Origin of the sequence: Kribbella sp. HUAS MG21, from assembly GCF_040254265.1 — a bacterium.
Lineage (GTDB): Bacteria > Actinomycetota > Actinomycetes > Propionibacteriales > Kribbellaceae > Kribbella.
Window position 1 is genome coordinate 6,963,786 of the sequence record NZ_CP158165.1, and the last position, 18,042, is coordinate 6,981,827.

Annotated in this window: 20 protein-coding genes; 14 read left to right on the plus strand and 6 right to left on the minus strand. The window is 70.7% G+C overall.

Going from position 1 to position 18,042, the window contains the following annotated elements; all coding sequences use genetic code 11:
• Positions 1–76: 76 nt before the first annotated feature.
• The 3 genes from ABN611_RS33600 to ABN611_RS33610 are packed head-to-tail and all read left to right on the plus strand — an operon-like array spanning position 77 to position 2,125.
• Positions 77–985, plus strand: a complete 909-nt coding sequence (locus ABN611_RS33600) for a DUF929 family protein (protein WP_350276309.1) — start codon at positions 77–79, stop codon at positions 983–985.
• A gap of 6 nt (positions 986–991) precedes the next feature.
• The gene (locus ABN611_RS33605; RefSeq protein WP_350276310.1) at positions 992–1,462 is read left to right on the plus strand and encodes a vitamin K epoxide reductase family protein; all 471 of its coding nucleotides are present in this window, start codon (positions 992–994) and stop codon (positions 1,460–1,462) included.
• A gap of 30 nt (positions 1,463–1,492) precedes the next feature.
• Positions 1,493–2,125: a UdgX family uracil-DNA binding protein gene (locus ABN611_RS33610; protein ID WP_350276311.1), complete on the plus strand. Its 633-nt coding sequence runs from the start codon at positions 1,493–1,495 to the stop codon at positions 2,123–2,125.
• Here the strand turns inward: ABN611_RS33610 and ABN611_RS33615 are convergent.
• Both ABN611_RS33615 and ABN611_RS33620 read right to left on the minus strand, forming a co-directional pair.
• Positions 2,091–4,466, minus strand: coding sequence for a phosphoketolase family protein (locus ABN611_RS33615; RefSeq protein WP_350276312.1), 2,376 nt, complete (start codon positions 4,464–4,466; stop codon positions 2,091–2,093). The two genes, ABN611_RS33610 and ABN611_RS33615, sit on opposite strands and share 35 nt — an antisense overlap.
• A gap of 1 nt (position 4,467) precedes the next feature.
• Positions 4,468–4,791 (minus strand): plasmid stabilization protein, encoded by a 324-nt coding sequence (locus tag ABN611_RS33620; RefSeq protein ID WP_350276313.1) that lies wholly within the window; start codon positions 4,789–4,791, stop codon positions 4,468–4,470.
• Positions 4,792–5,042: 251 nt separating this feature from the next.
• Between ABN611_RS33620 and ABN611_RS33625 the strand changes: the two genes are divergently transcribed.
• On the plus strand, positions 5,043–7,211 hold the full coding sequence (locus ABN611_RS33625) for a DEAD/DEAH box helicase (protein ID WP_350276314.1): 2,169 nt from the start codon (positions 5,043–5,045) through the stop codon (positions 7,209–7,211).
• Between the two features lies 1 nt (position 7,212).
• Here ABN611_RS33625 and ABN611_RS33630 read toward each other — a convergent pair whose 3' ends face one another.
• Together ABN611_RS33630 and ABN611_RS33635 are read right to left on the minus strand one after the other, a co-directional pair.
• Positions 7,213–7,824: a DUF1684 domain-containing protein gene (locus ABN611_RS33630; RefSeq protein ID WP_350276315.1), complete on the minus strand. Its 612-nt coding sequence runs from the start codon at positions 7,822–7,824 to the stop codon at positions 7,213–7,215.
• Between the two features lie 11 nt (positions 7,825–7,835).
• On the minus strand, positions 7,836–8,510 hold the full coding sequence (locus ABN611_RS33635) for a transglycosylase SLT domain-containing protein (protein ID WP_350276316.1): 675 nt from the start codon (positions 8,508–8,510) through the stop codon (positions 7,836–7,838).
• 149 nt (positions 8,511–8,659) lie between these two features.
• Here ABN611_RS33635 and ABN611_RS33640 point away from each other — a divergent pair, with 149 nt between their 5' ends.
• On the plus strand, positions 8,660–9,361 hold the full coding sequence (locus ABN611_RS33640) for a GAF and ANTAR domain-containing protein (protein WP_350276317.1): 702 nt from the start codon (positions 8,660–8,662) through the stop codon (positions 9,359–9,361).
• Positions 9,362–9,364: 3 nt separating this feature from the next.
• Here the strand turns inward: ABN611_RS33640 and ABN611_RS33645 are convergent, their stop codons facing one another.
• Positions 9,365–10,306 carry a helix-turn-helix domain-containing protein gene (locus ABN611_RS33645; protein ID WP_350276318.1) on the minus strand — a complete coding sequence of 314 codons (942 nt, stop codon included), beginning with the start codon at positions 10,304–10,306 and terminating at the stop codon, positions 9,365–9,367.
• 39 nt (positions 10,307–10,345) lie between these two features.
• On the opposite strand from ABN611_RS33645, the gene ABN611_RS33650 reads away from it, so the two are divergent.
• From ABN611_RS33650 to ABN611_RS33670, 5 genes are all read left to right on the plus strand, one after another.
• Positions 10,346–11,134, plus strand: coding sequence for a DNA-formamidopyrimidine glycosylase family protein (locus ABN611_RS33650; protein ID WP_350276319.1), 789 nt, complete (start codon positions 10,346–10,348; stop codon positions 11,132–11,134).
• A gap of 40 nt (positions 11,135–11,174) precedes the next feature.
• Positions 11,175–11,825 (plus strand): VOC family protein, encoded by a 651-nt coding sequence (locus tag ABN611_RS33655; RefSeq protein WP_350276320.1) that lies wholly within the window; start codon positions 11,175–11,177, stop codon positions 11,823–11,825.
• Positions 11,826–11,835: 10 nt separating this feature from the next.
• Entirely contained in the window at positions 11,836–12,555 is a 720-nt protein-coding gene (locus tag ABN611_RS33660) for a methyltransferase domain-containing protein (protein WP_350276321.1), read from the plus strand.
• Between the two features lie 90 nt (positions 12,556–12,645).
• Positions 12,646–13,221: a dihydrofolate reductase family protein gene (locus tag ABN611_RS33665; RefSeq protein ID WP_350276322.1), complete on the plus strand. Its 576-nt coding sequence runs from the start codon at positions 12,646–12,648 to the stop codon at positions 13,219–13,221.
• Positions 13,222–13,237: 16 nt separating this feature from the next.
• Positions 13,238–13,810 carry a GNAT family N-acetyltransferase gene (locus ABN611_RS33670; RefSeq protein ID WP_350276323.1) on the plus strand — a complete coding sequence of 191 codons (573 nt, stop codon included), beginning with the start codon at positions 13,238–13,240 and terminating at the stop codon, positions 13,808–13,810.
• 4 nt (positions 13,811–13,814) lie between these two features.
• Here the strand turns inward: ABN611_RS33670 and ABN611_RS33675 are convergent, their stop codons facing one another.
• Entirely contained in the window at positions 13,815–15,527 is a 1,713-nt protein-coding gene (locus tag ABN611_RS33675; protein ID WP_350276324.1) for a sodium:proton antiporter, read from the minus strand.
• A gap of 139 nt (positions 15,528–15,666) precedes the next feature.
• Between ABN611_RS33675 and ABN611_RS33680 the strand changes: the two genes are divergently transcribed.
• The 4 genes from ABN611_RS33680 to ABN611_RS33695 all read left to right on the plus strand — a co-directional run bounded on the left by ABN611_RS33680 (position 15,667) and on the right by ABN611_RS33695 (position 18,025).
• The gene (locus tag ABN611_RS33680) at positions 15,667–16,290 is read left to right on the plus strand and encodes a VOC family protein (protein WP_350276325.1); all 624 of its coding nucleotides are present in this window, start codon (positions 15,667–15,669) and stop codon (positions 16,288–16,290) included.
• A gap of 72 nt (positions 16,291–16,362) precedes the next feature.
• Complete coding sequence (locus tag ABN611_RS33685; RefSeq protein ID WP_350276326.1) at positions 16,363–16,803, plus strand: VOC family protein; 441 nt, start codon at positions 16,363–16,365, stop codon at positions 16,801–16,803.
• Positions 16,804–16,834: 31 nt separating this feature from the next.
• Entirely contained in the window at positions 16,835–17,569 is a 735-nt protein-coding gene (locus ABN611_RS33690) for a WYL domain-containing protein (protein ID WP_350276327.1), read from the plus strand.
• A gap of 66 nt (positions 17,570–17,635) precedes the next feature.
• Complete coding sequence (locus tag ABN611_RS33695; protein ID WP_350276328.1) at positions 17,636–18,025, plus strand: VOC family protein; 390 nt, start codon at positions 17,636–17,638, stop codon at positions 18,023–18,025.
• Positions 18,026–18,042 lie beyond the last annotated feature (17 nt).

An 18,042-nucleotide genomic window follows, 5' to 3' on the forward strand; every position in this document is an offset into this window, starting at 1 on the left:
GTCACCGTGACGGACCGCCAGGAACTTTGGTGACCGATGGATAGTTGTTCCTGCGGAGTCCGAGCAGAGGAGCGTCATGGCAAGGCGGGTCGAACAGAAGGCTGCCGCGCGGGAGCGGGTCGCGGCGCAGCTGGCCGCGCAGCAGCGGGCAGAGCGGCGCCGGCGGCTGCTGCTCGCGGTCGGTGCGGTCGTTCTGGTCGTCGTGATCGTCGGCGGGCTCGTCACGATCCGGCTGGTCGGCGGCGGCAAGGAGACCGCGACCGGACCGTCCGGCACCGCCGGCACGCAACTCGTCACGGCGCTGTCCTCGATCCCGGATTCGACGTTCGCAGCGGTCGGCACCGACGACGTCAAGGCAGCGCCCTCCGCGATCACCGCCCCGGCGCTCACCGCCGGCGGCAAGCCCAAGGTGCTCTACATCGGCGCCGAGTTCTGTCCGTACTGCGCGGCGGAGCGCTGGCCGGTCGCGGTCGCGCTGTCGCGGTTCGGGACCTTCAGCAATCTCGGCACCACGCACTCGGCCGCCGAGGACGTCTTCCCGAACACGCCGACGCTGTCCTTCCACGGCGCGAAGTACACGAGTCAATACCTGAGCTTCACCGGCGTCGAGACCACAACCAACGAGCCGTCCGGGAACGGGTACAAGCCGCTCGACACCCCGACGGCCGAGGACCAGAAGACGTTCGACACCTACAACCAGCCGCCGTACGTCGAGAGCGGCGGGTCGATCCCGTTCATCGATCTTGGCGGCAAGTACGTCGGCTCCGGGGCGACGTACAGCCCGGAGGTGCTGGCCGGGAAGACCCAGGCGCAGATCGCCGACGCCCTCAAGGACCCGGCGAGCGCGATCGCCAAGGCCGTCGACGGCTCAGCGAACGTCTACACCGCGGCGCTCTGCAAGCTCACGAACAACCAGCCCGCGAAGGTGTGCTCCACCGGCGCGGTGACCGCCGCGGCGTCCAAGCTCGGCGCCGCGAAGGGCTGACCATCCGTGACGGACACAGCACAACCCACCACCCGGGCGACGCTCGGTGTGATCCCGTGGGCGACGCTTGTCGTGTCGGTGGCCGGCCTCGCGGTCTCGGCGTACCTGACCTATGAGCACTTCACCGCCGGGTCGACGCTCGCCTGCCCGGACACCGGCGTCGTGAACTGCGCCAAGGTCACCAGCAGCCAGTACTCGGAACTCTTCGGGATCCCCGTCGCGCTGCTCGGCCTCGCGTTCTTCGTCGGCATGACGGCCCTGTCGGTCCCGCCGATGTGGCGTACTGCGGCCCACTGGCCGGGCCGGCTGCGCGTGGCCGGCGTACTGACCGGCGTCGTGTTCGTCTGCTACCTGATCTGGGCGGAACTGTTCCGGATCAACGCGATCTGCCTGTGGTGCACGGTGGTGCACGCGCTGACGCTGGTGCTCTTCGGGCTGGTGGTCATCCGCCTCGCGCTGGTTCCGCCTGCTTCATGAACTAGGCCACCTTCGGGTACCGGTACCGGCATGCGAGAGCCAGGAGCCGAGCAGTGGGTACCGCACGACGGCGGGATGCGGAAGGTCCGGGCGGAGCTGCCGGACTGCCGCGGGTGTGAGCTGTGGGAGGACGCCGAGCAGGTCGTGCCCGGTGAAGGCCCGGTCCGCGCCCGGATGATGCTGGTCGGCGAGACCCCCGGCGACTACGAGGACAAGGCCGGGCACGTCTTCGTCGGCCCGGCCGGCCGCGTGCTGGACAAGGCCCTCATGGAGGCCGGCATCGACCGGTCGAAGGTCTACCTGACGAACGCGGTGAAGCATTTCCGGTTCGAGCGCGAGGGCAAGCGGCGCATCCACAAGACCCCCGCCGCGAGCCACATCTCCGCATGCGCCCCCTGGCTGCGGCGCGAGCTCGAGATCGTGAAACCCGAGCTCGTGGTGGTGATGGGCGCGGTCGCGGCCCGGTCGCTGCTCGGTGCGAGCTTCCGGGTCACGCAGCACCGCGGCGAGCGGGTCGAGCTGGCCGACGGACGTCCGGCGGTACCCACCGTCCATCCGTCGTCCGTCGTCCGCTCGCAGGAGTTCCGCCGCGACTTCGGGGCCTTCGTCAACGACCTGCAGGCCGCGGTCAGGCTTCTCGACCAGACCACCGCCACTGCCTGACCTCCGGCAGGTCCTCGCCGTACTGCGTCACGTACGCATGGTGGCGGGTGCGCTGGTCCGCGAAGTGCTGGCGGGCCGTGACCGCGCGGGACCCGAGCGACGGGACGCGGTCGATGACGTCCATCGCCAGGTGGTACCGGTCCAGGTTGTTTCGCACCACCATGTCGAACGGCGTGGTCGTCGTACCCTCCTCGATGTAGCCGCGGACGTGCAGGTTCGGGTGCCCGCGGCGGCGGTAGGTGAGGCGGTGGATCAACCACGGGTAGCCGTGGTACGCGAAGATCACCGGCTTGTCGGTCGTGAACAGGGCGTCGTACTCCGCGTGCGGCAGGCCGTGCGGATGCTCGGACGCGTCCTGCAGCCGCATCAGGTCGACGACGTTCACCACCCGGATCCGCAGGTCCGGCAGGTGCTCGCGGAGCAGGTCGACCGCGGCCAGCGTCTCCATCGTCGGTACGTCGCCCGCACACGCCAGCACCACGTCCGGATCGCCCTCGTCGTTGCCGGCGAAGTCCCAGACGCCGGCGCCGCGCGCACAGTGCACGGCGGCCTCGTCCCAGTCGAGCCAGTTCGGCTGCGGTTGCTTGCCGGCGACAACGACGTTGATGTAGTTCCGGGTCCGCAGGCAGTGGTCCATCGTGGACAGCAGCGTGTTCGTGTCCGGCGGCAGGTAGACGCGGACGACCTCCGCCTTCTTGTTCACCACGTGGTCGATGAACCCCGGGTCCTGGTGCGAGAACCCGTTGTGGTCCTGCCGCCAGACGTGCGAGGTGAGCAGGTAGTTCAGCGACGGGATCCGCCGGCGCCACTCGAGCCGGTTGATCGTCTTCAGCCACTTCGCGTGCTGGTTGACCATCGAGTCGACGATGTGCACGAACGCCTCGTACGACGAGAACAGCCCGTGCCTGCCGGTGAGCAGGTACCCCTCCAACCAGCCCTGGCAGGTGTGCTCGCTGAGGATCTCGAGCACGCGGCCGTCCGCCGCGAGGTTGCGGTCCGTGTCGCGCCGCTCGGCCAGCCACGCCTTCCCGGTCACCTCGTAGACCGCGTTCAGCCGGTTCGACTCGGTCTCGTCCGGCCCGAACAGCCGCAGGTTGTCCGGGTTCCGGCGGAACGCGTCCCGCAGGTAGGCGCCGAACACCTTCGTCGGCTCCCCGTCCTCGGCGCCCGGCGTCTTCACCGGTACGGCGTACTCCTCGACGGGCGGCAGCTCCAGGTCACGGCTCAGCGCGCCGCCGTTCGCGACCGGGTTCGATCCCATCCGCCGGGCCGCGCTCGGCACCAGGTCCAGCAGGTCCGGGACAGGGCGGCCGTCGTCGTCGAACAGCTCCTCCGGGCGGTAACTGCGGAGCCAGTACTCCAGTTGCCGGAGGTGGTCCTCGTTCGTGCGGACCCCGGACAGCGGCACCTGGTGGGACCGCCAGGTGTCCTCGACCTGCTCCCCGTCGACGGTCTGCGGTCCGGTCCAGCCCTTCGGGGTGCGCAGCACGATCATCGGCCAGGCCGCCCGCGCCGGGACCTCGGCCGCGGTGCGCGCCTCGCGCTGGATCTCGTCGATCCGGTCCAGGCACACGTCCAGCGTCGCGGCCAGCGCCTGGTGGACGTCCGCCGGCTCGGAGCCCGCCACGAGGTATGGCTCGTACCCGTAGCCGCGCAGCAGCGCGGTGAGCTCCTCGTCGCCTATCCGCGCCAGCACCGTCGGGTTGGCGATCTTGTACCCGTTCAGGTGCAGGATCGGCAGTACGGCGCCGTCGCGCACCGGGTTGAGGAACTTGTTCGAGTGCCACGACGCCGCGAGCGGCCCGGACTCCGCCTCGCCGTCGCCCACCACGCAGGCCACGACGAGGTCGGGGTTGTCCGCCGCCGCGCCGTACGCGTGACTGAGCGAGTAGCCGAGCTCGCCGCCCTCGTTGATGGACCCCGGGACGTCGGCCGCCACGTGGCTGGGGACGCCGCCGGGGAACGAGAACTGCTTGAACAGCCGGCCCATCCCGGTCTCGTCCCGCGTCGTGTTCGGATACGCCGCCGTCCAGCTGCCCTCCAGCCAGGTGTTCGCCACCAGGGCCGGTCCGCCGTGTCCCGGCCCGGTGACGAACATCAGGTCCCGGTCCCGCTGCCTGATCACGCGGTTGAGGTGCGCGTAGACCAGGTTGAGACCGGGCGTCGTACCCCAGTGGCCGAGCAGCCGCGGTTTCAGGTGCTCGGCCCGCAGCGGCTCGCGGAGCAGCGGATTGGCGAGCAGGTAGATCTGCCCGACGGACAGGTAGTTGGCTGCCCGCCAGTACGCGTCGATCCCGCGCAGCTCGTCGTCGGTCAGTGGCCTGCCGTCGATCCGCTGCACGCTACCGCCCGACGGCCTTCGCGAGCTCCGACTTGGACATCTTGGAGCGGCCCTTGATGTTCTTGTCCTTGGCCTCGTTGTACAGCTGCTCCTTGGTCCGGCCCTTCGACCCGCTGTGCGAGCGGAGCCCGCCGCGGCGCCCCGACGAGATGTCGTCGACCGACGTCCGGCTCTTCTCCTTGGCCTCGCCCGACCGGGCGCGCTCCTTGTTCACGGTCCGCGCCGCGATCTCCTCGGCGACGTCCTCGCTGCGGCCGCGCTCCTTCAGCCCGGCCTTGATGTGCTCGTACTGCCGCTCCCGCTTCCGGCTCGATCCGGCAGGCATCAGACGTACCTCCTTGTCCTGAGTCCACCTGGTACCCGGTGCCGGTCTGCAGCATTCGGCCGCGGGCGGGTAGAGTGGTGGTCGATCGCGCACACAGGAGCGGTGCATTCTGAGCCGTGTTCCTGGGGGACCCTCTGGAGGCCCGCCGGACGACGATCCGCTCGGTACCGGGGTGGCGTCTCGTCGGTGGGTCGGTTCTCGCGCGGTCCGGCGTTCCGTCACGGCCCGGCCGTGGCACGACACAGGAGGAAATGTTGGCCCGAGGAGGTCAGCGCCGTCCCGGCGCTACCCGTTCCGCTCCGCGTCGCCGGCGGCGTACCCGCGACGGTGAGTCCGACGGGCTGATCCAGGTCCTCGCCCAGGCCGTGCGCGAGGTCGAGAACGCGGTCACCCGCGGCGCGATGCAGCGTGGAATTCGTACGGCGTCGACCCGGACGAAGTTCCAGGTCGTGGCCCTGCTGGTCCGCGAGGAGCGGGCCCGGGTCAACGGCGACGAGACCGCCACCGAGGCCTACCGCACCGAGCAGCTGCGGCGGCTGGACGGGATCGCGACGATCCTGGCCAAGACCGCCGCGATGGAGCCCTCGCTGCTGGGGCTGCTGGCCGAGGACGCGGTGATCTCCGAGGCCGCCGCCGCTCTCAAGCGGCAGATGCTGGAGGACGCCGGGATGGAGGCTCCCGAGGAGCCGGAGCCCGTCGAGCCGGTCGCCGCCCCGGAGACCCAGACCCGGCGGGTCGTCCCGCAGGCCGTCGTGTCCCGGCAGCTCGCGAACCCGTTCCTCGCCCCTGACTTCTCCGCTGCGCCGTCCCGCCCGGCCGGGCCGGGCCGGCTGAGCGGCTGGGAGCTGATCGGGCCGCTGCTGCGCTCCTTCGAGCACGCCTCCGCGTCCGCCAGCATGACCCTGCCCGAGCCGACCTCGCAGCGGCTGGCTGCCGGTTTCGACGCGCTGCGGCTCCGCGGCCTGGAGCTGATGCCGCACCAGGCCCGGCTGGTCGCCGCCGCCGCGGACCAGCACCGGACGTTCCTGCTGGCCGACGAGCCCGGCCTGGGCAAGACGGCCCAGGCGCTGCTCGCCGCCCAGGCCGCCGAGGCGTACCCGCTGCTGGTCGTCGTACCGAACGTCGTGAAGACGAACTGGGCACGCGAGGCCGGCCTCTGGACGCCCCGCCGGACACCGACCGTGATCCACGGCGACGGCGACACCATCGACGGCTTCGCGGACATCGTCGTGGTCAACTACGAGATCCTCGACCGGCACGTCGGCTGGCTCGGCGAGCTCGGCTTCCGCGGCATGGTGGTCGACGAGGCGCACTTCATCAAGAACAAGAAGTCGCAGCGGTCCCGGAACGTGCTGGAGCTGTCGGCGAAGATCCGGACCCGGACGGCCCGCCCGCTGCTGATGGCGCTCACCGGGACGCCGCTGATCAACTCGATCGAGGACTTCACCGCGATCTGGGAGTTCCTCGGCTGGATCGACGAGAAGGCGCCGCGCGCCGAGCTGATGGACAAGCTCGACGCGACCGGCCTGACCCCGGCCGACCCGGGGTTCGCGGCCGCCGCGCGGGCCAGTGTGATCGACATGGGCATCGTCCGCCGCCGCAAGGTGGACGTCGCCGCGGACATCCCGGCCCGCCGGATCGCCGACCTGCCGGTCGAGCTGGACGGCGCCGTCGGCCGCTCGATCCGGGCCGCTGAGCGGGAGCTCGCCGACCGCCTGGTCGAGCGCTACCGGACCGCCCTGGAGACCCGCCGTTCAGGTGCCGTCGTGGACGGGATCGACCACGACCTGGTCCGTCAGGTGGCCGGCTGGGAGCGGACCGAGATGGCGGCCAAGAAGACCGGCGACAACGTCTTCAGCCTGTTCCGCCGGATCGGCCAGGCGAAGGCCGGACTGGCCGCCGACTACGCCGCCCAGCTCGCGCAGAACGTCGGCAAGGTGGTGTTCTTCGCCCGGCACATCGAGGTGATGGACACCGCCGAGGAGCTGTTCGCCGAGCGCGGCATCCGGTACTCGTCGATCCGCGGCGACCAGACCGCGCGCATCCGGCAGAAGAACATCGACGCGTTCGTCAACGACCCCGAGGTGTCGATCGCGGTCTGCTCGCTGCTGACCGCCGGCGTCGGCCTGAACCTGCAGGTCTCGTCGAACGTCGTGCTCGCCGAGCTGTCCTGGACGAACGCCGAGCAGACCCAGGCGATCGACCGGGTGCACCGGATCGGCCAGGACGAGCCGGTCACCGCGTGGCGGATCATCGCCGCGCAGACCATCGACACCCGGGTCGCGGACCTGATCGACGCCAAGGCCGGCCTGGCCGCGATGGCCCTCGACGGCTCCGACGAGGAGGTTGGCTCCTCGGCCGACTTCCAGCTCGACGCCCTGGCGGCCCTGCTCACCCGCGCTCTGGAGGCCGCCGCCTGAGTCAGCCCGCCAGCTCGCCCACCGGCAACTCGGCACCGACGGTGCTGGTTGCCGGAGCGAGCGGGCAGGTCCACTCCGGGCTGTACGCGCAGGACGGGTTGTAAGCGAAGTTCAGGTCGACGACCAGCCGCCCGCGCGCGAGGTCGCCGCCGAGATCGGCGCCCTTCACGGTGTCGATCAGGTAGCGGCCGCCGCCGTACGTCGACCGGCCGGCCAGCGCGTCCTTCACCGGGACGAACAGTCCCCCGCCGTACGACTCCAGCCACCAGACGTCCAGGTCGCCGATCGGCAGCCGCAGTACGCCGACGCGGGAGAACGGGATGACGCCGTCGGACGCGGACTCGAACTCCCAGCTGAACGGTTCGACGCCGGTGTCCACGGTCGCCTCGAAACGCAGGTCCGAGCGGTACGGCGCGACGCGTGCGCCGGGGTACGTCGCTCGCTGCTCGGGCGGCACGGGTGACGCCGGGTGGTTCGTCAGCAACTCGTTGCGGCGGGCCTGCCACAGGGCGTGCGCGGCGGCTGGGTCCGGCTCGGCGCGCACGGAGCGGTACAGCGCGAACACCTCCCGCCGCCAGTCGGCCACGGCCAGGCCGGGTGCTGCGAACTCCACTGCGTCTCCCGTCAGCCCTCGAGTGCTTCGGCGGACTTGTCCCAGTTCTTGTGCAGGCGGTCGAGGTACGACTGCGCCTGCGGGCCGGCCTTGCGGCCGCGCGCGAAGATCCGCATGTTGCCGCCGCCCGCGTTGTAGCCGAGGGCAAGCAACTCGTCCTTGGTGTAGAGGTCGGCGCGCTTGCTCGGCAGCCTCGCGGCCAGGTCGTGCAGGTGCCAGGCCGCCGCCTGGATCGCCAGCGCCGGATCGTCCGGCAGTTCCTCCCACTTGCGTTTCGCGAACGGCCTGCCGCGTTTCGTCTCGTCGAACGCGGGCTTGTGCATGTTCGCGATCCCGAACGCCGGGTCCGAGTCGACCTCCGCCCACTGCCGCTCGAACTTCGGGTCGTGCGGCTTGTACGACTCGTTGTACAAGATTGCCATCAGCAACTGTGGGTTGATCCCGGCCTGCCGGGCGTAGCGGCGTACGTCGGGCGCGAAGTGGGCCGGGTCGTAGTCCTCGTACCACGGCTTGCTCGTCGTCGCCGTCGGCTTGCTCGCCGTCGGCTCGCTCGCCGTCGGCTTGCTCGGGGTCGGCTGGGGTGTGGCCGTGGTCACCGGCTGCCTGGCGTCGTCGTCCGAGCAGGCACCCCACCCGCCGGCCACCAGCACCCCGATCGCGACCCACGCCCACCGCTTCGCCTGCACCCGTCCAACCTAGCCGCCCGGCGAAGCTCAGCCTGTCCGCAGGACGCAATTTCGCGACGGAGAGCGGCAGAAGCGTCATAGTGGCCGCATGATGTACCCACGGCGGCCCAACGACGGGCACCCGCGCCGGACCGCCAGGAGAAGCGAAGATGACCACGATCGACCCGACGAGGGACGAGGCCGCCTCGTCCTTCGCCCGCCTCGCCCTCGAACTGCATGACGCCCCCGGCGTCGACGAGACGCTGGACGCCGTCGTCCAGTACGCCCTGCAGGCACTCAGCTGCAGCTACGCGGGCGTGGCGTTCTCGGCGCGCGGCTCCCGGGGCGAGGTCGCCGCGGTGACCGACCCGGTCGTCGCCGAGGTGTACGAGCTCCAGCTCAGCCAGCAGGACGGTCCGCTGGTCACGGTCCTGCGGCAGGGCACCCCGATCCTGATCCGCGACACGGGCGCGGACGACCGCTGGCCGGAGTGGGCCGCGAAGGTCGCGGCGCTCGGGGTCCGCAGCGTCCTCGACGTACCGCTCGCGACCGGCCGGGAACCGCGCAAAGCGGTCGGCGTGCTCGGGTTGTACAGCCCGAAGCCGGACGCGTTCCGCGACGACGACGTGGCGGTCGCGCACATCCTGGCGCGGCACGCGTCGGTCGCGATCGCGTCCGCGCGGCAGGAGGCGGCGCTGGCCCAGGCGATCGACGCCCGGAAGCTCGTCGGTCAGGCGATGGGCATCCTGATGGAACGCTTCGACATCGACGCCGACCGCGCGTTCGCCGTCCTGAAGCGGTACTCGCAGGACACCAACACCAAGCTCCGCGACGTCGCTCAGCAGCTGATCGACACCAGGAAGCTTCCCTAAGGACTAGTCGCGTGCCAGCGTCGCGCTCGGCAGCTCGCCGTACAGCTCCCGGTAGGCCGCGGTCATCCGGCCGTGGTGGTGGAAGCCCCAGCGGGCGGCGACGGCCACCACGGTGGTGTCCGCCGGGTCCGCGGCCAGCAACTCGGCGCGTACCTCCGCGAGCCGCAACTGGCGCAGGTACGCGAGCGGCGTGCTGCCGAGATGCCGCTGGAACGCGCTCTGCAGCGCCCGCACGGTGACATCGGCGGCCTCCGCGATGTCGGCGACGCCGATCGCCTGGTCGAGATGGGACTCCATGTAGGCCACGGCGCGCCGGATCGTCACGGGTCGCGCCGCCGCACCCTCGGGCTCGTCCATGGTCGTGTTCGGGAAGGCTGCCAGCACACTCGAGGCAAGCAGTTGCGCGAGCGACGAGAGCATCAGCGGCGACGACCGCACCACCGGATCCTGGAGGGCGTGGTCGCCCAGGTAGGCGATCGTCCGCGACAGTTGGCGCGCCGCGTCGCGGGAGTGCGGCCGGTGCGCGCGCAACCGGACCGGAGCGTTGCGCTTCCGGCTCACGCCCGCGACCTGGGTGAGCAGCGCCGGGTCGAGCATCGTGATGCTGTAGGTCGACCGCTGCACCGTCCCGGCGAACGGCTGGTCCGGCGGTGCGAAGGACACCAGGTCCCCCGGGCCGAACTCGTCCCGCCAGCCGTCGGTGGCGTGGTCCGCAATCGTCCCCGAGTACACCTCACACAGGCAGATCTTGCCGAGCGGATTCGCGTCGTAGCTCATCTCGAAGCCGATCTCCAGCCGGTCCACGCTGATCGACGCCGCGGTCGCTCGGGAGATCCGGGTCCGCACCTCCGACGGACCGCCGCCGATCTGCATCTTGGTGTACGCCCGGTTGAGGAATTCCTCGGTCTTTCCCAGGTCCCGGCTCTCGAACAGCATCGGCTTCATGCCCCCATCCTGCATGGTGCCGGGTAATGGGTGGAAGAGATGCCTGAACTCCCCGATGTCGAAGGGTTCCGGAGGGTGCTGGCCGCGCACGCGGTCGGGCGCCGGATCCGCACTGTCGACGTGCTCGATGCCGGCGTACTGCGGGGTGTGACCGGCGCGGGCCTGCGACGGGCGCTGACAGGGCGGCGGTTCCGGCAGCCGTGGCGGCACGGGAAGTACCTCGTCGTACCGGTGGCGGGCTCGCGCGCCGGGGCCGCCGTACTGCTGCACTTCGGGATGACGGGCTCGCTGGAGTGGGAGGTGGACGCGGAGCGGCAGCGGTTCGATCGCGTGGTGTTCGGGTTCGCGCACGGGGAGTTGCGGTTCCGGGACATGCGCAAGCTGCACGGTCTGCGGTATGCGCCCGATCGGGAGACGGTCAAGCGTTTGCTCGCCCGGCTGGGGCCTGACGCCGCGGACCTCAGTGCCGCCGGGCTGAGCGATCGCCTCGCCGGGCGGCGCGGTCAGGTGAAGCCCGCGCTGATGGACCAGTCGACCGTGGCCGGCCTCGGGAACCTGCTCGCCGACGAGATCCTCTGGCGGGCCCGGATCGACCCGCACCGACCATGCCCGCAGCTGGACGACTCGGACCTTCGCCGACTGCACACCCGGATGCGCACGGTCCTGCGCCAGTCGGTCGAGGCAGGCCGCGTACCACCCCGCAAGACCTGGCTGACCGGCCGCCGCGACGACCCCACCGGCTCCTGCCCCCGCTGCGGCACCACCCTGTCCCACGGCCGCGTCGGCGGCCGCGGCACCGCATGGTGCAGCCAATGCCAGCCACGCTGATCCGAACACGTTCGCGGAAAACGCTTGCTAGCCTGAGCTCGTGATCTACGAGCTCAATCACGTCGGCGGTCCGGTGCGTGATCTCGAGGCGACGCTGGCGTTCTACGGCGAGCTGGGCGCCGAGGTGGTCGACCGGTTGTTCATGAGCGGACCGGGTGTCGACCGGGTGCACATCCAGCTGGCGACCGGGCTGGTCGAACTGCTGCACCACCGGGAGCCGGCCGCGCAGGCGTCGTACGGGCTGAATCACATCGGGTTCATGACCGACGACCTCGACGGCGACTACGCGCGGCTGGTCGGGCTCGGGTACGGCGAGATCTCGGCGCCGCGGGTGGCCGGGAGCGGGCAGGGACGGCTCGCGTTCCTGGCGGATCCGAACGGGGTGCGCGTCGAGCTGCTGCAGCGGTCCGAGGAGTTCCGCGTGCCGCCGATCACGTCGGGGCGGGTGCGAGGGCTGGCGTACGTCGGTGTGGCGGCGCCTGATCTTGCGGCCGCCGTCGAGTTCTACGGCAGCCATCTCGGGATGGAACGGGTCGCCGACGACACGTTTCGGCTGGGCTCGGACGCGGTCCGGCTCTTGCCCTCGGCAACCAGCTCGATCGGCCACCTGGGCCTGGCGAGTGCTGCCGGCGGATCCGACGCCGAAGACCCCGACGGTAACCGCATCGTCTTTGTCGGCGGAGCGTTCTAGTGTTTGGGGCGTGTTCGACTACGACGCCGAGTTGAGGGGCTACCGGGAGGCTTTCCGTACTGCGTGCGGGATCCGCCCGGGTGATCGCGTGCTCGACGTCGGGTGCGGGGCGGGGCAGACGACGCGGGACGCCGGCCGGGACGCGGCGCCGGGTGCGGTGCTGGGAGTGGACGTGGCGGAGCGGATGCTCGAGCACGCCCGGGCGAACACGAGCGACGACAACGTCAGGTACGTGCTGGCGGACGCGACGACGTACGACTTCGAGCCCGTCGATGTGGTGATCAGCCGGTTCGGGGTGATGTTCTTCGACGATCCGGCGCGCGCCTTCCGGAATCTCCGGCGCGCCGCGCGGCGCGTGGTGTTCCTGGTCTGGCAGCCGCGGGCCGAGAACGAGTGGGCCCGCGCGATCCCGGAGGCGATCGGCGGTTCCTTCCGCGACGACTCGCCGTTCTCGCTCGGCGATCCCGACACCACGCGTCGGCTCATGACGGACGCCGGCTTCACCGAGCCGACGTTCACCGCCCTCCGCGAGCCGCTGTACTACGGTCCTGACGTCGAGTCGGCGTACGAGAACGTCCTCCAGCTCCGCGAGCCGCAGACCCTACTGGCCGGGCTCGATCCGGCCGATGGCGACCGGGCGCGGGCCGCGCTCCGCGAGACCCTCAAGGCGCATCAGACCGCCGACGGGGTCCAGTTCGGCTCCGCTGCCTGGATCATCCGGACGGAGTGACCGGCGTCACATTTTACGGATGTCGATCGGCCCGCACTTCGCACGACGCCCAGGCACAAGCACCTCAACGACACTCTCAAGGAGCACCAGATGCGTACCCTGATCACCACCGCGTTCATCTCCCTCGACGGCGTGGTCGAGGCGCCCGGCGGCGAGCCCGGGTACCGGAACTCGGGCTGGACGTTCAAGGACATCCCGTTCGAGGAGGCGGCGTACGCGCTCAAGGGCGAGGAGCAGGAGCAGGCCACCGCGCTGCTGCTCGGCCGGGTCAGCTACCAGGCGTTCTCGCCGGTCTGGCCGGGAATGACCGAGGAGTTCGCGGGCTACAACGCGATGCCGAAGTACGTCGTCTCGACCACCCTGAAGGACAGCGACCTGGTGTCGAACTGGGGCGAGACCACCATCCTGCGCTCCCTCGACGACGTCGCCGCGCTCAAGGAGACCGAGGGTGGCCCGATCATCGTCAACGGCAGCGCCACGCTGAACCGCAACCTGTCCGACGCCGGCCTGATCGACCAGTACAACCTGCTGGTCTTCCCGGTCCTGCTCGGCGCCGGCAAGCGGCTGTTCAGCGACGCCGACCGCGACAAGGTCAAGCTCACGTTGACGTCGAGCGAGTCGTACGCGAACGGCATCCAGAAGCTCACGTACGACGTCCAGCACTGACCGGGGAGGAGCACACATGATCGAGGTACGGCCCGCGAACGTCTTCGAGGACGTGCGGGATGTGATCGGGCCGAAGTCGCCGACGGCCAATGTGTGCTTCTGCCTGAGCTACCGGATCCCGTCGAAGCTGAACAACGAGTTGCGGGGGCCGGCGCGCGCTGAGTACGTCGCCGGCCTGTGCCGCGAGACGCCGGCACCGGGAGTGCTGGCGTACGACGGGGACACGCCGGTCGGGTGGGCCGCGATCGCGCCGCGCGCGGCCACCACGTTCGCGCGGAACCGGAAGATCCCGCACGTCGACGACCTGCCGGTGTGGTCGCTGTGGTGCGTGCGCGTCCGGCCCGGGCACCGCGGGCAGGGCATCTCGCACGTGCTGATCACCGGCGCGGTCGAGTTCGCCCGGGACAACGGCGCGCCGGTCGTCGAGGCGTACCCGCTGGACAACGGCGACGCCAAGGTCGACCTGACGATGGCGTACGCCGGGATCCGCAAGAACTTCGAGCGCGCCGGCTTCACCAAGGCCGCCGACACCACGTCGACCCTCGCCGGCCACCCGCGGATCCTGATGCGCCTGGACCTGCGCGGCTAGCCGGTCAGGTCGTGGTGAAGCGTTGTTCGACGGTGTCCAGGAAGGTCTGGACCTGGCGGTAGGTCTCGGAACTGTAGGCGCCGATGCTGCGTTCGGTGTTGAGGGCTTCGCGCATGGCGTCCAGGTAGCGACGCTGGATGACGCTCAGCTGTTCGCGGGTGTCCGGCTTGGTCTGCCGGAGCTCCCGGCTGCCGGAGACCAGCCGGGGCACGATGCGGTCCTTCAGGATGTGCACGGCGTCGGGGTCCAGCGGCTCGCCGTCGACGGTCTGCTCCTCGAGTGGGCCGACCGCGTCGATCGCCGCTTCCCCGATCTGCCGCATCAGCTCCTGCACCGAGTCCCGCCGGTCCTCGGTGCTTTCCGGACGGAACCGCATCCGCGCGATCACCGCCGGCAGCGAGATCCCGAACAGCACCAACGTGATCAGCGCGACGACGAAGGCTGCCAGCACCACCGTGGCGCGATGCGGCGTACCGGCCGGAATGGTCTGCACGGCGGCGACGGTCACGACCCCGCGCATCCCGGCCCAGGCGAGCACCAGCAGCCCGCGGCCCGTGATCGGCTCGCGTTCCTCGAAGTCTGCGTCGGCGCGACCGCGCGCGAGCCGCCGACGCGCCCAGGCAAGCCGGTTCTCCCCCCGGGCTCCCGACGGCTCCAGCGCGTCGAGGTGCTCCTCGAACTGGTCCAGCTGCGCCCGCACCTGCTCGTGACGCCCCGGCCCGCGGCGACTTCGCAGGAACGGCCACGCCAGCCCGAGGAACCGCAACGCGATCAGCAGCGCCACCACCAGCAGCACGAGTGCCGTGATCTCACCCAGCGTCGTCTCCGCGCGGGCGTCGTCGACGAGCTCCGGCAACTGGTACCCCATCGCCAGGAACACGCCGCTCTCGAGAATGAAGCTGATCGTCGTCCAGGTCGTCGACTGCGTCTGCCGGTCGCGGGCGCTGAACCGCTTGTTGCCCAGCGCCCCGGTCAGCAGGCCGGCGACCACCACCGCGAGGACGCCGGAGGCGTGCACCTCCTCGGCCGGGAAGTAGGCCAGGAACGGCACGGCGAACGAGATCGTGGTGTTCAGCACCGGGTCGTCCAGGCGTTGCCGCAGTACGACGGTGAGCCAGCCGACGATCGCGCCGGCCAGGACCGCACCGACGACCGCCCAGGCGAAGTCGAGGACCGTGTGGCCGAGGCTGAAATGCGCGGTGACGGCCAGCGCCGCCACCGCCGTCCGCAGGACGACGAGCGCGGACGCGTCGTTGACCAGGCTCTCGCCCTCGAGCACGGTCATCAGGCGGGGCGGCAGCCCGAGCCGGTGCCCGATCGCGGTCGCCGCGACCGCATCCGTCGGGCTGACCACGGCTCCGAGCGCCGTGGCGAGCGCGAACGAGATGTTCGGGAACAGCGCGTGTACGACCCCGCCGATTGCCAGCGCCGACAGGATCACCATTACCACCGACAACCACGAGATCAGCCCGAAGTTGCGCCGTACGTCGAGGACCGGGAGCTTCACGGCCGACGTGTAGAGCAGCGGCGGCAGGACGCCCGCGAGGATGATCTCCGGCTCGATGTGAATTGTCGGCGTACCCGGTAGGTAGCTGGCCCCGATCCCGAGGGCGACCAGTAACAGCGGCGCCGCGACACCGGTCCGGCGCGCGAACACCGACGCCGCGATCATGATGGCGAGCCCCGCACCGGCGATCAGGACGATCTGGTGGTCCACGCGACGGCAGTCTAGAGCGCACTCCAGCTGACCGGGGTGAGCACACACGGGGTCGACCAGGGATTCTCCCTGGTGTGACGGCGGTGCCGGGGCGGCAGATTGGGGCTCAGTGAAAGACGCTGATTCCCAGGAGGAAGTCATGAGCACCGACCTGAAGTTCGAAGCCGTCGTCGTCCCGGTCGCGGACGTGGACCGTTCGAAGGAGTTCTACAGCGCGCTCGGCTGGCGGCTGGACGCGGACTTCGCGTTCGACAACGGGTTCCGGGTCGTGCAGTTCACGCCGCCGGGCTCCCCCGCGTCGGTCCAGTTCGGCAGCAACATCACGTCGGCCGAGCCGGGCACCGCGCAGGGTCTCTACCTGGTCGTGGCCGACATCGAGGCAGCGCGGTCCGAACTGCTCGCGCAGGGCGCGAAGGTCAGCGAGGTCTTCCACCCGAGCGCGCCGGGCGCCCAGTTCGTACCGGGTGCCGCCGACGGGCGAGTGGCCGGGACCGCGGACGAGCGGTCCAGCTACGGCTCGTTCGCGACGTTCAGCGACCCGGACGGCAACACCTGGCTGCTGCAGGAGGTCACCACGCGCCTGCCCGGCCGGGTCAGCGACGCCACCTACACGTCGATCGAGGACCTCGAGGCCGCGCTCCGCCGCGCTGCCACCGCCCACGGTGAGCACGAGGCGCGCACCGGCCAGGCCGACGAGAACTGGCCGGCTTGGTACGCCACCTACCTGTACGCCGAGCGCACCGGCGCCGAACTCCCGCAGTAATGGATGTAGAGAACGCCGCCGTGGCCTCGTCCTCCGGGTAAGTTGCAGCACCTACCCGGAGGAGAAGGACAGATGGCGATCAAGCGCATGGACCACGTCGGCGTCGTGGTGGAGGATCTCGCGGCGGCGAAGGCGTTCTTCCTCGAGCTCGGCATGGAGCTCGTCGGCGAGACCACGGTGTCCGGCGACTGGGTGGACGGTGTGTGCGGGATGAAGGACGTCGTCGCGGACATCGCGTTCCTCCGCACCCCGGACGGGCACGGGCAGCTCGAACTGACGACGTACCGCTCGCCGCTCGCGTCCACCCTGGAGCCGTCCGCGCCGCCGAACACGCTCGGCCTCCGGAACCTGATGTTCGCGGTCGACGACGTCCACGACACCGTGGAGCGGCTGAAGGCGCACGGCGGCGAGCTGGTCGGCCGGATCGAGGAGTACGGGCCGTCGATCCACTTCTGCTACCTGCGCGGGCCGCAGGGCGTCATCATCGCGCTCGCGGAGGAGCAGGTCGGCTGAACTGTCGGTGGGCCCGCCTAGCCTGCGAGACATGAACCGGATCGATCGGCTGTACGCGCTCGCCGAGGAGCTGCGCGCGGCGGGACCCCGAGGTCGTACGGCGCGGCAGCTGGCGGCGCGGTTCGAGGTCAGCGTGCGGACGATCGAGCGCGACCTCAGCGCGCTCGGGCAGGCCGGCGTACCGCTGGCGACGAAACAGGGCCGCGCCGGCGGGTACTCGGTGGACCGCTCGATGAGCCTCCCGCCGCTGAACTTCACGGCGCGCGAGGCGATGGCGGTGGCGATCGCGCTCAGCCGCGGCGACCACGTGCTGTTCGCCCGGGACTCGCGGACCGCGCTGCAGAAGATCGTCGCCGCGATGCCGCCCCGAGATCTCGAGGAGGCGCGGACGGCGGCCGCCAAGGTGCGGCTGCTGGTGCAGCCGGTGCCCGACCCGGACGGCGAGGTCGCCGAGCAGATCTGGCGCGCGGTCCGCGACAACCAGGTCCTGCGGATCGCGTACACCGACGTCGGCGGGGTGGAGACGCTCCGCGAGATCGAGCCGCAGCACGTCGTCGTCGGTCCGAACGGCTCGTACCTGACCGCCTGGTGCCGGCTGCGCCAGGAGGAACGCGTCTTCCGCATGGACCGCATCACCAAGGCCGAACGCACCGCAACCCTCCCCCAACGCCCACCCCCCGTCCGCCGCCTCGAGGTCACCGGCCTCGAAACCAAGCTCCCAGAAGCCGCACTACACCCCGAGGACCTCTCCCCAACACCGACATAGGGCTGTCGCGGACCGCTGGGAACGTGGCTCACACTGCACGATCCGAGTCGATCCGAGGAGAGATCCATGAGCACTCCCGCCCCCGGCACGCTGGCCTGGTTCGAGGTCGCGACCGACGCGCCGGACGTCACCGAGAAGTTCTACGGCAGCCTGTTCGACTGGTCCTTCGAGTCGTCCGGGAGCCAGACGTCCGGCGGCCTCGACTACCGCAACATCACCGCCCCCGGTGCGGACCGGCCGATGGGCGGCCTGTTCGCGACCAACGGCGAACTGCCCAACCACGCTGTCTTCTACATCCTGGTCGCCGACGTCGAGGCGACGTGCGCGGATGCCGAGCAGCTCGGTGGGACCGTGGTGAACAAGCGCCTCGGCAGCGGCGGCGGTACGCCGGGCTTCGCGTACCTGCGCGACCCGTCCGGCAACCAGTTCGCCGTCTTCACGCCGCGCCCCGCCTGACCCTGCACCACCGATCG